This is a genomic window from Vibrio pectenicida, from assembly GCA_024347015.1.
Taxonomy (GTDB): Bacteria; Pseudomonadota; Gammaproteobacteria; order Enterobacterales; family Vibrionaceae; genus Vibrio; species Vibrio pectenicida.
Map to the genome: position 1 here is coordinate 42,706 of AP024889.1, position 14,061 is coordinate 56,766.

At 44.7% G+C, this 14,061-nt stretch carries 8 protein-coding genes, 5 tRNA genes and 3 rRNA genes; 11 read left to right on the forward strand and 5 right to left on the reverse strand.

Features of this window, described 5'->3' with window-relative positions; translation table 11 throughout:
- Window positions 1-5 precede the first annotated feature (5 nt).
- Both aroE and OCV27_RS00210 read left to right on the forward strand, forming a co-directional pair.
- Entirely contained in the window at window positions 6-842 is an 837-nt protein-coding gene (gene aroE / locus OCV27_RS00205; protein WP_125319607.1) for a shikimate dehydrogenase, read from the forward strand.
- Window positions 839-1,105, forward strand: a complete 267-nt coding sequence (locus OCV27_RS00210) for a DUF1488 family protein (RefSeq protein WP_125319608.1) — start codon at window positions 839-841, stop codon at window positions 1,103-1,105. The genes aroE and OCV27_RS00210 overlap by 4 nt, the downstream gene beginning before the upstream one ends.
- Here OCV27_RS00210 and OCV27_RS00215 read toward each other — a convergent pair.
- On the reverse strand, window positions 1,071-1,646 hold the full coding sequence (locus OCV27_RS00215; RefSeq protein WP_125319609.1) for a gamma carbonic anhydrase family protein: 576 nt from the start codon (window positions 1,644-1,646) through the stop codon (window positions 1,071-1,073). The two genes, OCV27_RS00210 and OCV27_RS00215, sit on opposite strands and share 35 nt — an antisense overlap.
- A 625-nt stretch (window positions 1,647-2,271) precedes the next feature.
- On the opposite strand from OCV27_RS00215, the gene OCV27_RS00220 reads away from it, so the two are divergent.
- The 9 genes from OCV27_RS00220 (at window position 2,272) to OCV27_RS00260 (ending at window position 8,820) form a co-directional block, all read left to right on the forward strand.
- Window positions 2,272-3,829: ribosomal RNA gene (locus tag OCV27_RS00220) — 16S ribosomal RNA — on the forward strand.
- 89 nt (window positions 3,830-3,918) lie between these two features.
- Window positions 3,919-3,994, forward strand: a tRNA-Glu gene (locus OCV27_RS00225).
- 2 nt (window positions 3,995-3,996) lie between these two features.
- A tRNA-Lys gene (locus OCV27_RS00230) sits at window positions 3,997-4,072 on the forward strand.
- Between the two features lie 14 nt (window positions 4,073-4,086).
- Window positions 4,087-4,162, forward strand: a tRNA-Ala gene (locus OCV27_RS00235).
- A 13-nt stretch (window positions 4,163-4,175) separates the two neighbouring features.
- Window positions 4,176-4,251 (forward strand) — tRNA-Val (locus tag OCV27_RS00240).
- A gap of 386 nt (window positions 4,252-4,637) precedes the next feature.
- Window positions 4,638-7,527, forward strand: a 23S ribosomal RNA gene (locus OCV27_RS00245).
- A gap of 127 nt (window positions 7,528-7,654) precedes the next feature.
- Window positions 7,655-7,770, forward strand: a 5S ribosomal RNA gene (rrf, locus tag OCV27_RS00250).
- Together the 16S, 23S and 5S rRNA genes with 5 tRNA genes alongside form the textbook arrangement of a ribosomal RNA operon.
- Before the next feature lie 85 nt (window positions 7,771-7,855).
- Window positions 7,856-7,946 (forward strand) — tRNA-Ser (locus OCV27_RS00255).
- A 175-nt stretch (window positions 7,947-8,121) separates the two neighbouring features.
- Window positions 8,122-8,820: an ester cyclase gene (locus tag OCV27_RS00260; RefSeq protein ID WP_125319539.1), complete on the forward strand. Its 699-nt coding sequence runs from the start codon at window positions 8,122-8,124 to the stop codon at window positions 8,818-8,820.
- 117 nt (window positions 8,821-8,937) lie between these two features.
- Here OCV27_RS00260 and OCV27_RS00265 read toward each other — a convergent pair whose 3' ends face one another.
- The 4 genes from OCV27_RS00265 to glnA form a co-directional block, all read right to left on the reverse strand.
- Entirely contained in the window at window positions 8,938-9,687 is a 750-nt protein-coding gene (locus OCV27_RS00265; protein WP_125319538.1) for a class I SAM-dependent methyltransferase, read from the reverse strand.
- A gap of 249 nt (window positions 9,688-9,936) precedes the next feature.
- The gene (glnG, locus tag OCV27_RS00270; RefSeq protein WP_125319537.1) at window positions 9,937-11,340 is read right to left on the reverse strand and encodes a nitrogen regulation protein NR(I); all 1,404 of its coding nucleotides are present in this window, start codon (window positions 11,338-11,340) and stop codon (window positions 9,937-9,939) included.
- A 27-nt stretch (window positions 11,341-11,367) separates the two neighbouring features.
- Complete coding sequence (gene glnL, locus OCV27_RS00275; protein WP_125319536.1) at window positions 11,368-12,423, reverse strand: nitrogen regulation protein NR(II); 1,056 nt, start codon at window positions 12,421-12,423, stop codon at window positions 11,368-11,370.
- A 192-nt stretch (window positions 12,424-12,615) separates the two neighbouring features.
- Complete coding sequence (gene glnA / locus OCV27_RS00280; protein ID WP_125319535.1) at window positions 12,616-14,025, reverse strand: glutamate--ammonia ligase; 1,410 nt, start codon at window positions 14,023-14,025, stop codon at window positions 12,616-12,618.
- Between the last annotated feature and the right edge of the window lie 36 nt (window positions 14,026-14,061).

A 14,061-nucleotide genomic window follows, 5' to 3' on the forward strand; every position in this document is an offset into this window, starting at 1 on the left:
AGGACATGACTGAGCAGAGCGCGTGCTATGCCGTTTTTGGCAACCCAATCAATCAGAGTAAATCACCATTTATTCACACCTTGTTTGCGCAGCAAACCAAACAACCAATGACATATACAGCAGAGCAGGCACCTATTGATGGCTTTGAGGCGGCAGTAAAAGCCTTTTTTTCAAAAGGAGGAAATGGATGTAATGTCACTGTACCTTTTAAGGAGCAAGCGTTTCGTTTGGCGACTCAATTAACGGAGCGAGCTCAGCTTGCTGGTGCAGTAAATACACTCAAAAAACTCTCCTGTGGGCAAATATTGGGCGACAATACCGATGGAGAAGGGCTTGTTCAAGATTTACTGCGGTGTGATGTAACGTTAGAAGATTCGCGAGTTTTGCTTATTGGTGCCGGAGGTGCTACTAGAGGCGTTATTAAGCCACTTCTTGAGCATAATCCTGCTGAAATTGTTATAACTAACCGCACATATAGCAAAGCTCAAAAATTAGCAGAAATATTTCAGCCTTATGGTGGGGTTGTTGCACAGGAAATGAGTGCGGTATCGGATGCTTATGATGTAATTATCAATTCAACCTCTGCCAGTTTAACTGGTGATATACCGACTATCTCGGCTGATATTTTTTCTACATACAGCGTGGCTTACGATATGATGTATGGTCGAGGTAATACGTCTTTCAACCAATGGGCACTGGACAATGGTACCACCTCTGTTTTTGATGGTTTAGGGATGCTAGTTGGCCAAGCTGCGGAAAGTTTCTTTCTTTGGCGTGGGATTAGACCAGAAGTACAAACGGTGCTTGATACGCTCAAAAGTCACCTTGAGGATGTTTCATGAATCAATCGATTTTGTTTTCTGATATTCATTCATGGGACGAAGATAAACAGGCTGTGTTATTTTCAGCGCAGCGCTCGGGAGCTCTTATTCAGTGCCAGATCAGCAAAAAGGTACTAGAGAGCATTGCTGGGTGCTCTCTTAATGGTGAACAACAAATTCTAGAGGCTTTCTCTATGTTGCGCTTTGATATTGAAGAGCTAACTGAGCAGTTAATAGAGGATGAGGCTTTTAATGATCAGGGGATGGTTGAAGTGGCGAGCTGATACCTTCTACCTTATGAAGATAGTCTTCTTTATTTTGTACATAGTTATTCGCAGATTTTTGTAGAAAAGCACGTTCTTTATCATTCAGTAGGCGTGCTTGTTTGACTGGACTTCCAACATACAGAAACCCGCTTTCAAGTACTTTCCCTGGGGGAACTAAGCTTCCTGCTCCTATCATTACGTCGGTTTCTATCAAAGCGCCGTCTAAGACAGTGGCTCCCATGCCGACTAATACTCTGTCTTGGATTATACAACCATGCAGCATTACTTTATGTCCTATGGTGACATCATTACCTATGAGTAATGGAAAGCCATCAGGGTTTTCCTGGTTTTTATGCGTTACGTGCAGCACGCTTCCGTCTTGTATATTAGTTCGCTCACCGATATGGATGTGGTTGACGTCTCCTCTAGCGGCAACAAAAGGCCAGATACTAGAATCATTGCCGATGCGAATATCGCCAACCAGAACAGAGCTGTTATCTACGTAGACTCTTTGTCCTAATTGTGGGCTGATATCTTTATAGCTGCGTAAGGGACTCATTTTTAATCCTTATCTAATGAGATTGGTAGTATATAAGGGAGTTTAAAGTAGCAAAAATGACGACTTTTGAACATAAAATCCTCAAACGATGAAAAAATAAAAAAAAACTGGAAAAAGAGCTTGCCAATGTGAAGTCGATCTCTATAATGCCCCCTCGCTGACACGCTAATGCGGACAAATTGAAGTCGTAGCAATTATCGAGTCAGACAGGTCTACTAGATTAAGCAGAAATGCTAACAAAATAAGTTTAAAAAGTGTTTGACACTCGACTTTATATCGCTAGAATGACCGTCCGTTTTGAGCTGGTCTCATAACAATGCTCTTTAACAAACTAAACCTATCAATCTGTGTGGGCACTCGTTGATGATAATCCAAAAATGATTCTATTGAATCACTTTAGGTATCAATGAACTGAGTGACCAATACAAATAACGACTTTCTCTTGTAGAAAGGCATTATTTGGCACAGTCAATTCATTATCGTTCTATTCCTATTTATTTAAGAAGAGAACGATAATAGCTTTAAAATTACATGTTTCTGTTTGTTTTCGAATAAGCGGTAAATATTAGTTTTGAAGTCAGTATTCATTGAGCCCAATCCTATTTAGTTAGGAAATCAAAACTTTAAATTGAAGAGTTTGATCATGGCTCAGATTGAACGCTGGCGGCAGGCCTAACACATGCAAGTCGAGCGGAAACGAGAAGTAGCTTGCTACTTCGGCGTCGAGCGGCGGACGGGTGAGTAATGCCTGGGAAATTGCCTTGATGTGGGGGATAACCATTGGAAACGATGGCTAATACCGCATAATGCTTTTGTTTGTAATGAACGGGAGCCAAAGAGGGGGACCTTCGGGCCTCTCGCGTCAAGATATGCCCAGGTGGGATTAGCTAGTTGGTGAGGTAATGGCTCACCAAGGCGACGATCCCTAGCTGGTCTGAGAGGATGATCAGCCACACTGGAACTGAGACACGGTCCAGACTCCTACGGGAGGCAGCAGTGGGGAATATTGCACAATGGGCGCAAGCCTGATGCAGCCATGCCGCGTGTATGAAGAAGGCCTTCGGGTTGTAAAGTACTTTCAGCAGTGAGGAAGGTGGATGTGTTAATAGCACATTCATTTGACGTTAGCTGCAGAAGAAGCACCGGCTAACTCCGTGCCAGCAGCCGCGGTAATACGGAGGGTGCGAGCGTTAATCGGAATTACTGGGCGTAAAGCGCATGCAGGTGGATGATTAAGTCAGATGTGAAAGCCCGGGGCTCAACCTCGGAATAGCATTTGAAACTGGTCATCTAGAGTACTGTAGAGGGGGGTAGAATTTCAGGTGTAGCGGTGAAATGCGTAGAGATCTGAAGGAATACCAGTGGCGAAGGCGGCCCCCTGGACAGATACTGACACTCAGATGCGAAAGCGTGGGGAGCAAACAGGATTAGATACCCTGGTAGTCCACGCCGTAAACGATGTCTACTTGGAGGTTGTGGCCTTGAGCCGTGGCTTTCGGAGCTAACGCGTTAAGTAGACCGCCTGGGGAGTACGGTCGCAAGATTAAAACTCAAATGAATTGACGGGGGCCCGCACAAGCGGTGGAGCATGTGGTTTAATTCGATGCAACGCGAAGAACCTTACCTACTCTTGACATCCAGAGAAGCCAGCGGAGACGCAGGTGTGCCTTCGGGAGCTCTGAGACAGGTGCTGCATGGCTGTCGTCAGCTCGTGTTGTGAAATGTTGGGTTAAGTCCCGCAACGAGCGCAACCCTTATCCTTGTTTGCCAGCGAGTAATGTCGGGAACTCCAGGGAGACTGCCGGTGATAAACCGGAGGAAGGTGGGGACGACGTCAAGTCATCATGGCCCTTACGAGTAGGGCTACACACGTGCTACAATGGCGCATACAGAGGGCGGCCAACTTGCAAAAGTGAGCGAATCCCAAAAAGTGCGTCGTAGTCCGGATTGGAGTCTGCAACTCGACTCCATGAAGTCGGAATCGCTAGTAATCGTGGATCAGAATGCCACGGTGAATACGTTCCCGGGCCTTGTACACACCGCCCGTCACACCATGGGAGTGGGCTGCAAAAGAAGTAGGTAGTTTAACCTTCGGGAGAACGCTTACCACTTTGTGGTTCATGACTGGGGTGAAGTCGTAACAAGGTAGCGCTAGGGGAACCTGGCGCTGGATCACCTCCTTATACGATGATTATTTTTGATGAGTGCCCACACAGATTGATGGTTTATGTAGTTTAAGAGAAAGAAGATATCCCAATATCTTCAACTTAGTGTCCCGTTCGTCTAGAGGCCTAGGACACCGCCCTTTCACGGCGGTAACAGGGGTTCGACTCCCCTACGGGATACCATTGGGTCGTTAGCTCAGTTGGTAGAGCAGTTGACTTTTAATCAATTGGTCGCAGGTTCGAATCCTGCACGACCCACCATTTTCTCAAGATATGGGGCTATAGCTCAGCTGGGAGAGCGCCTGCCTTGCACGCAGGAGGTCAGCAGTTCGATCCTGCTTAGCTCCACCATTCTTGATACGATGGGCGATTAGCTCAGTTGGGAGAGCACCTGCCTTACAAGCAGGGGGTCACTGGTTCGAGCCCGGTATCGCCCACCATTCTCTAAGTATTTTTGCGTTTCAATTTCTATTACCGCCACCGTTAAACGTATGTGGTTGTAATTATTGACGTCGATAGTATTTAGACAATGTAGTTTCCACTAGGAAGATACATCGCTCTTTAACAATTTGGAAAGCTGACGAACAATAACCGTGATTGGTTGTTGTTCAAATAAAAGTTCTCAAATCCTAATGATTCTTTTTAACGAAAGAATGATTGGGTACCAACACACATTCAAGTGTTCTTGGAAACACCACAATTCGTTGTGGCGTTTATATTTGAGTCCGGCAAAATCGAACGCTGTCTCGCTCATTCAAATAATGAGACAGCAACTTTGGTTGTTTAATTAACAACACCAACTGAGCAAGACTCTTTGGGGTTGTATGGTTAAGTGACTAAGCGTACACGGTGGATGCCTTGGCAGTCAGAGGCGATGAAAGACGTAGTAACTTGCGATAAGCCCAGATTAGGTAGTAACAACCGTTTGAGTCTGGGATGTCTGAATGGGGAAACCCACGTGCATAAGCACGTATCATTAACTGAATACATAGGTTAATGAGGCAAACCGGGGGAACTGAAACATCTAAGTACCCCGAGGAAAAGAAATCAACCGAGATTCCGAAAGTAGCGGCGAGCGAAATTGGATTAGCCCTTAAGCTTTACACGCGTTAGACGAACAGCCTGGAAAGGCCGACAATAAAGGGTGATAGTCCCGTAGTCGACGACGTGTGTTCAGTGAAATCGAGTAGGACGGGACACGTGATATCCTGTCTGAATATGGGGGGACCATCCTCCAAGGCTAAATACTACTGACTGACCGATAGTGAACCAGTACCGTGAGGGAAAGGCGAAAAGAACCCCTGTGAGGGGAGTGAAATAGAACCTGAAACCGTGTACGTACAAGCAGTAGGAGCACCTTCGTGGTGTGACTGCGTACCTTTTGTATAATGGGTCAGCGACTTATATTCAGTAGCAAGGTTAACCATCTAGGGGAGCCGTAGAGAAATCGAGTCTTAACTGGGCGTCGAGTTGCTGGATATAGACCCGAAACCAGGTGATCTAGCCATGGGCAGGTTGAAGGTTGAGTAACATCAACTGGAGGACCGAACCGACTAATGTTGAAAAATTAGCGGATGACTTGTGGCTAGGGGTGAAAGGCCAATCAAACCTGGAGATAGCTGGTTCTCCCCGAAATCTATTTAGGTAGAGCCTCGGACGAATACTACTGGGGGTAGAGCACTGTTAAGGCTAGGGGGTCATCCCGACTTACCAACCCTTTGCAAACTCCGAATACCAGTAAGTACTATCCGGGAGACACACGGCGGGTGCTAACGTCCGTCGTGGAGAGGGAAACAACCCAGACCGCCAGCTAAGGTCCCAAAGTATAGCTAAGTGGGAAACGATGTGGGAAGGCTTAGACAGCTAGGATGTTGGCTTAGAAGCAGCCATCATTTAAAGAAAGCGTAATAGCTCACTAGTCGAGTCGGCCTGCGCGGAAGATGTAACGGGGCTAAGCTATACACCGAAGCTGCGGCAATACAGTTTACTGTATTGGGTAGGGGAGCGTTCTGTAAGCCGTTGAAGGTGTGCTGTAAGGCATGCTGGAGGTATCAGAAGTGCGAATGCTGACATGAGTAACGATAAAGGGGGTGAAAAACCCCCTCGCCGGAAGACCAAGGGTTCCTGTCCAACGTTAATCGGGGCAGGGTAAGTCGACCCCTAAGGCGAGGCCGAAAGGCGTAGTCGATGGGAAACGGGTTAATATTCCCGTACTTCTTACAATTGCGATGGGGGGACGGAGAAGGCTAGGTGAGCCTGGCGACGGTTGTCCAGGTTCAAGTGCGTAGGCTTGAGAGTTAGGTAAATCCGGCTCTCTCCAAAGCTGAGACACGACGTCGAGCACCTACGGGTGTGAAGTCATTGATGCCATGCTTCCAGGAAAAGCCTCTAAGCTTCAGATTGTAAGAAATCGTACCCCAAACCGACACAGGTGGTCGGGTAGAGAATACCAAGGCGCTTGAGAGAACTCGGGTGAAGGAACTAGGCAAAATGGTACCGTAACTTCGGGAGAAGGTACGCTCTTGTCGGTGAAGTCCCTTGCGGATGGAGCTAACGGGAGTCGCAGATACCAGGTGGCTGCAACTGTTTATTAAAAACACAGCACTGTGCAAAATCGTAAGATGACGTATACGGTGTGACGCCTGCCCGGTGCCGGAAGGTTAATTGATGGGGTTAGACTTAGGTCGAAGCTCTTGATCGAAGCCCCGGTAAACGGCGGCCGTAACTATAACGGTCCTAAGGTAGCGAAATTCCTTGTCGGGTAAGTTCCGACCTGCACGAATGGCGTAATGATGGCCACGCTGTCTCCACCCGAGACTCAGTGAAATTGAAATCGCTGTGAAGATGCAGTGTACCCGCGGCTAGACGGAAAGACCCCGTGAACCTTTACTACAGCTTGGCACTGAACATTGAGCCTACATGTGTAGGATAGGTGGGAGGCTTTGATATGTGCACGCCAGTGTGCATGGAGCCATCCTTGAAATACCACCCTTGTATGTTTGATGTTCTAACTTAGACCCATTATCTGGGTCAAGGACAGTGCCTGGTGGGTAGTTTGACTGGGGCGGTCTCCTCCCAAAGAGTAACGGAGGAGCACGAAGGTGGGCTAAACACGGTTGGACATCGTGTGGTTAGTGCAATGGCATAAGCCCGCTTGACTGCGAGAATGACAATTCGAGCAGGTGCGAAAGCAGGTCATAGTGATCCGGTGGTTCTGTATGGAAGGGCCATCGCTCAACGGATAAAAGGTACTCCGGGGATAACAGGCTGATACCGCCCAAGAGTTCATATCGACGGCGGTGTTTGGCACCTCGATGTCGGCTCATCACATCCTGGGGCTGAAGTCGGTCCCAAGGGTATGGCTGTTCGCCATTTAAAGTGGTACGCGAGCTGGGTTTAGAACGTCGTGAGACAGTTCGGTCCCTATCTGCCGTGGGCGTTGGAAGATTGAAGGGGGCTGCTCCTAGTACGAGAGGACCGGAGTGGACGAACCTCTGGTGTTCGGGTTGTCATGCCAATGGCATTGCCCGGTAGCTAAGTTCGGAATCGATAACCGCTGAAAGCATCTAAGCGGGAAGCGAGCCCTAAGATGAGTCTTCCCTGACCCCTTGAGGGTCCTAAAGGGTTGTTCAAGACTAGAACGTTGATAGGCAGGGTGTGTAAGCGTTGTGAGGCGTTGAGCTAACCTGTACTAATTGCCCGTGAGGCTTAACCATACAACACCCAAAGGGTTTTGTTGTGGACTCAAAGTAGAACATTGAATGTGTAGAGAACGCTCTTTAAAGAGTAAGCAGCTTTCCAGATTTTGACCGGTTGCGAGTGCGCAGCGGGTCACCTAATTTGCTTGGCGACCATAGCGTTGTGGACCCACCTGAACCCATGCCGAACTCAGAAGTGAAACACAATAGCGCCGATGGTAGTGTGGGGTCTCCCCATGTGAGAGTAGGACATCGCCAGGCTTTTATTAAGCGCTATGAATTTACTATTCGTAACGCAAGCTAAGGCATAGCATCAAAGTAAGACTAAGTTTTAGTGACAATTTACGGAGAGATGGCTGAGTGGTTGAAAGCACCGGTCTTGAAAACCGGCATACGTTAATAGCGTATCTAGGGTTCAAATCCCTATCTCTCCGCCACTATTAAGGCCCAAGCATATGCTTGGGCCTTTTTTTATCTAAAAAAGCATTCACAAAAGGTTACCATTCTTAATTTCATATGAAACAATAGGCTTTTGGTATTAGGTTCATATTTAGGTTATTTTTACCTTAAGTATGGGGACCTCAATCGATTCTAATTTTAGTTGGATGAAATATGTATCACAGGGATCCTAAGAGTAAGCTAGCCCGAAGCTTTATGTCTCATGTCTGGTTAGAGCGTGGACACCAAAACTTGAATGATTTTCTGACACCTCAAGTGTTAGTTAAATCACCAGTAAAACAAAGTGTTGGTGGTGAAAGTTTATCTGATGCTTTTTCATTATGGTTTAGAGGCTTTCCTAATTTACAGTATCGGGAGAAGACACTGCAAATCTATAAAGACAGAGTCAATATTAACTGGGAAGTTAAAGGTGATCACCTAGGAGAATTTTTAGGAGTGGCTGCGACAGGTAAGCCAGTCAAGTATTCTGGGGCAACAACTCTAGTTATGTTTGACCAAAAAATCCATGCATATAGTGCTGACGTACAAGTATCAACTGTCGTTGAGCAGATTTCACCAGCTCCCTACGTTGCCAAAAAAGCGCTTGGAGATGATATGTATCTAGCAGTAAATAGACTACTTCGTCTTAACCTTACTAAAAGGCAGATTGATTGCTTATCGTTACTGTGTTTGAGGTGTGACAGCAGAGTTATTTCATCAAAGCTTAATATAAAATACAGTACTTTCAGAACACATGTGGAGAGAACTCTACCTTTGATTGGTCTTACATCGAGCAAAGATGTATTTGATTGGGCTCTCTCTTCAAACACTTTAGAAATTCTAATCACAATAGGCTTGGAAAAGGTATGTTGATGTTTATTATTCGATACGTATGTTTCAATCCTAGTTTATTTTAAAGGCCGCAATCAGGCATTTTACTTCAACTCTATAGCCGTTTAAGTTAGTTGCTATTAAGAAGAGTATTAAGATTCAAGAGGCGGTAAAAAAGATTGTTTGGTACGACATGATGACTTCTTTACTCGACTGTTGCTGTGACAATTCTATATATTTATTAAACCAAGGTTTAATAAAGCTCTGTCCATAATGACCATAGTGTGGCAGCCAGCCTATTATGTAGTTTATGAATTCTTGTTGAGTTTTAAATCTTGTTTGTCTCTCTTCTTCCCATAGAGTGATCTTGTGAAATCCAGACTTTGAAAGAAGTGACCGCATACCTTCTTTGGTATGAAAATGGTAAGGGTTAGTGAAAGATTTAGAAAGCTCCATATATAAGGGGAGGGATTCACACCAGTCGGCAGCATCCCATAAATCGGTACATCTTGGGTAGATCAAGCCAAGAAATATTCCATCATTTACAAGTCTTGCTCTTATGCCATGCAGAGTTTTTCCAATTTCTGATACCCAGTGTAAGCAATTGAAGCTGGTTATTATTTGATAGTCATTCTGATGCTTGAACAGCTCCTCAGCATTTTCCTTATAAAACTGGCAATTTGGGTACTTATTGATGGCAAATTTTACCATATCGCTGGAAGCATCAATCCCACTAACCTTGGCTCCCATATTACTCATTAAATTGGAAATTTTTCCATCACCACTGCCCACATCGAGAAGTTTTTTGCCCATAAATTCAAGCTGAATTTTATTAATCAGATAATTTGATTCGCTCTGTTGGACTGAAGAGTTTTTACTATAGTGCGCTGCGTCACGAAATAGAGTCATTTATATACTTCCAGTGGTCATTTTGGCCGACACGGTTGTGAGTATTGGATGATAACATATTGATGAATAATGCTTATCCCTTACGCGTTTTAGATCAGTGACTAAGGATTCATTTTCATCTTTATACAATTATTGAGCAATACCATGCCTTTTTATCATTTGATATAGCAAAGGCCTTTGCTTTTTTAGAGTTTTATTACCCAAGCCAATTAGTTTTACCCCATGGGTCATTCTCATGGGTTTTTTTTATTAATAAAGTTCTTTTAGTTTTCGGGTTAATGTATTTCTCCCCCAACCTAGTACTTTAGCTGCGTCTTGTTTGTGACCCTTAGTATGTTCCAAAGCGGCTTCTAGAAGAATACGTTCAAATTCTGGTTGGGCATGGCTAAGTATTTCTGTCTCTCCTTCTGTTAACGATTGTTTAGCCCAATTAGAAAGTTGATTTTGCCAGCTGGTATCAATCTCCCCACTAGCGTTTGTTTTACTTGTAGAGAGTTCTGGCGGAAGGTCAGGTGGTAAAATTTCATTTCCACTTGCCATGACTGTTAGCCACCGGCAAGTATTTTCGAGTTGCCTTACATTGCCGGGCCAATTGAGATCGGTAAGAGTTTGCACGGTCGATGGGTGTAGAGTTTTTATATCGACTTCAAGCTCTTGTGCGGCTAGGGATAAAAAGTGGAGGGTTAGCTTCTCAATATCTTGTTTTCGTTGGCGCAATGCAGGTATGTGTATACGTATAACATTAAGTCGATGGAATAAGTCTTCACGAAAATCGCCGTGATGGACAAGGTTTTCTAGATGCTGATGCGTGGCTGCTATGATACGAACATCGACTTTGATAGGTGAGTGTCCGCCGACTCGGTAGAACTGACCGTCAGCGAGCACACGAAGTAAACGAGTTTGAATATCAAGTGGCATGTCGCCAATTTCATCAAGAAATAAAGTACCGCTATTTGCTTGCTCAAAGCGTCCTTTACGTATGCCATTTGCACCAGTGAAGGCCCCTTTTTCATGACCAAAGAGCTCGGATTCAATCAAATCTTTTGGGATGGCAGCCATGTTAAGTGCAATAAAAGGTTTGGCAGCTCTAGGACTATGTCGATGAAGTGCCTTAGCGACTAATTCTTTGCCTGTACCAGATTCGCCGTTAATTAGAACAGAAATCGATGAGCGTGAAAGCCGGCCAATGGCGCGAAAGACTTCTTGCATTGCTGGTGCTTTACCAATAATTTCTGGAGCATTGCTGTTATTTAGTTCACCTAGGTTTTGATCGTGTTGTTGTTCTTGATGATGAGCGATGGCTCTTTCAACTAGGCTAAGGGTTTCGTCTACGTCAAATGGCTTGGGCAGATAATCAAATGCACCTTGTTGATAAGCATTGACTGCAGCATCTAGATCAGAATGGGCTGTCATTATTATTATTGGCAGTTCAGGTGAGTTTTGATGAACTTGTTGTAACAGATCTATGCCGCTTAGGCCTGGCATACGGATATCAGATACTAATACATCCGGTATTTCACGTTCTAATGCGATAAGTACACTTTCAGCTTCAGAAAATGTTTCGCATTTGATGTTGGCGGATGAAAGGGTTTTTTCTAACACCCAACGGATGGAGCTGTCATCATCGACGACCCACACATACCCTTTACTCATAAAACATTTTCCCTTTTAAAAGGCCACTCAAGCAATTGAAATAGGTAGATAAACACTAAATTTTGTTCGACCAGGCCAGCTTTCTAAATCAATTTTTCCTTGGTGCTGGTCGATTAGGTTTTGAGCGATAGATAATCCAAGTCCCGTACCTCCTTCCCTTCCGCTGACCATAGGGTAGAAAAGGGTATCTTGTAGCTCATTTGGAACACCAGGACCATTATCAATAATGTCTATTTGTACTGCTAATTTAAAGTTTTGACCATGGATATTAACTTGATGCACCGCTCTGGTGCGTATGACAATATGACCATGTGGTTGGCGCTGTAGAATTTGTCCAGCGTTACTGACAATGTTTAATAAGGCTTGTTCTATCTGATCAGCATCAAGAGAAAACTCCGGTAAGCTAGGGTCGTAGTCTCGCTCAATCTTCACATATGCACCAATTTCTAGGTCTACAAGTTGGCGAACTTTTTCAAGAATAAGATGCAAATTTTGTTTTTGTTTTTGTCCTGGTTTTTGTGGGCCGAGTAGTCTATCGACCAGCACTCGCAATCTATCTGCTTGCTCAATAATGATCTGAGTGTACTCAACCATTGAATGGTCTGGCAACATACGCTCTAAAAGCTGCGCAGCCCCCCTAAGGCCACCAAGAGGATTTTTTATCTCGTGTGCTAGTCCTCTAACTAATAACCTTGCAGCTTGCTGTTGGGCGTGCTGATTGAGTTCTTGTGACAAACGACGTTGTTGCTCTACTTTTCTTAATTCAACTAATAACAGTAGCTGCTTTTGCCATGAGATCGGACTGACTGTTACTTCTAGAATGAGAGGCTTACCATCCATGACCAAAGTGAAATTGCTGTCTGTCATACTTTGACCAGTTTGAAGTGGCCGAGATAGCCAAGCTAAATCAATCGATGGATTTTGAATTAGGCTTGGTAGCCTCTGCTCAGTAATTCGTTTGGTATTTTGAGCAAAGAGTTGTTCTGCCGAAGAGTTTGCGTAGTGGATCTGCAGTGATTCGTTAACAATAATCACTGCTGTTGTTTGATGACTGAGTATGATGCTATTGAGCTCGCTGTCCACAACCTGTCCTCATCCATGATAGCAATTTAATTGCACCAATGTGGTGCGAAGGTGCTTTTAGTATGGCCTATAGACTCAGATACAAGAAGAAAAAATGCTATTAGTTGGTGACTTGATAAGTATCTGGTGCCGCTTGGTAGAAAAAAGGCTCACCGAAAAGTGAGCCTATCTTATACTACCATCAATCAATTTTCACACTGAGTAATAAAGTTCAAACTCAAGTGGATGAGTGGTCATGTTTATTTGAGCGACATCTTGGGACTTGAGATCTATGTAAGAATCAATAAAGTCATCAGAGAATACGCCACCAGTAGTTAAGAATTCACGATCTTGGTCGAGTGAATTTAGGGCATCTTTGAGTGAATATGCAACAGTTGGTATCTCGGCCGCTTCCTCTGCAGGCAAATCGTAGAGATCTTTATCCATTGCTTCACCAGGGTGAATTTTATTTTTAATGCCATCAAGGCCAGCCATAAGCATTGCAGCAAAGCATAAGTATGGATTAGCTGATGGGTCACCAAAGCGAACTTCAATACGTCTTGCTTTTGGACTTGGAACCACAGGAATACGAATAGAAGCGCTGCGATTTCGAGCCGAATATGCCAGCATTACAGGGGCCTCGAAGCCCGGAACAAGGCGTTTGTAAGAATTGGTTGATGCGTTAGCAAATGCGTTGATTGCACGAGCGTGTTTAATGATACCACCAATATAGTAAAGCGCTGTCTCAGAAAGACCGCCATATTTATCGCCCGCAAATAGATTCACTCCATCCTTCGCGAGGGATTGGTGGACGTGCATACCGCTACCATTATCGCCAACTAGTGGTTTAGGCATAAAGGTCGCTGTTTTACCAAAAGCATGGGCAACGTTGTGTACCACATACTTATACACTTGGATTTCATCTGCTTTGGAGGTAAGAGTATTAAAGCGAGTGGCGATTTCGTTTTGTCCTGCAGTGGCAACTTCATGGTGGTGGGCCTCTACAACTAATCCCATTTCTTCCATGATAAGACACATCGCGGAGCGGATATCTTGAGATGAGTCAACAGGAGCAACAGGGAAATAGCCACCCTTGACGCCAGGGCGGTGACCTTTGTTGCCTTCTTCGTAATCAGAACCTGTATTCCACGCAGCTTCTATATCATCAATCTTGAAGAAAGAACCTGACATATTTGTTGCGAACTTCACGTCATCAAAGAGGAAAAATTCAGGTTCAGGGCCAATAAGCACAGTATCTGCAACACCTGTTGAGCGCATGTAGTCTTCGGCGCGTTTGGCGATTGAGCGAGGATCTCTGTCATAACCTTGCATCGTCGCAGGTTCAAGAATGTCACAGCGAATGTTTAGAGTCGCATCTTCAGTAAACGGGTCCAATACTGCTGATGAAGCATCTGGCATCATAACCATGTCTGATTCATTGATACCCTTCCAACCAGCGACCGAGGATCCATCGAACATTTTGCCTTCTTCGAAGAATTCTGCATCGACTTGGTGAGTGGGGACAGAGATATGCTGCTCTTTCCCTTTAGTATCTGTAAAACGCAGATCTACAAACTTAACTTCGTTTTCTTGGATCAGCGACAGAACGTTTTCAACTGACATCTTGGATAACCTCCAGTGTTATTAAAGCAGTGTTGG

What these genes read in the sequence shown, in the direction of transcription:
- glnA (WP_125319535.1), bottom strand. Translation starts at nt 14,025, where the DNA reads ATGTCAGTTGAAAACGTTCTGTCGCTGATCCAAGAAAACGAAGTTAAG.
- OCV27_RS00210 (WP_125319608.1), top strand. Translation starts at nt 839, where the DNA reads ATGAATCAATCGATTTTGTTTTCTGATATTCATTCATGGGACGAAGAT.
- OCV27_RS00260 (WP_125319539.1), top strand. Translation starts at nt 8,122, where the DNA reads ATGTATCACAGGGATCCTAAGAGTAAGCTAGCCCGAAGCTTTATGTCT.
- aroE (WP_125319607.1), top strand. Translation starts at nt 6, where the DNA reads ATGACTGAGCAGAGCGCGTGCTATGCCGTTTTTGGCAACCCAATCAAT.
- OCV27_RS00265 (WP_125319538.1), bottom strand. Translation starts at nt 9,687, where the DNA reads ATGACTCTATTTCGTGACGCAGCGCACTATAGTAAAAACTCTTCAGTC.
- glnG (WP_125319537.1), bottom strand. Translation starts at nt 11,340, where the DNA reads ATGAGTAAAGGGTATGTGTGGGTCGTCGATGATGACAGCTCCATCCGT.
- OCV27_RS00215 (WP_125319609.1), bottom strand. Translation starts at nt 1,646, where the DNA reads ATGAGTCCCTTACGCAGCTATAAAGATATCAGCCCACAATTAGGACAA.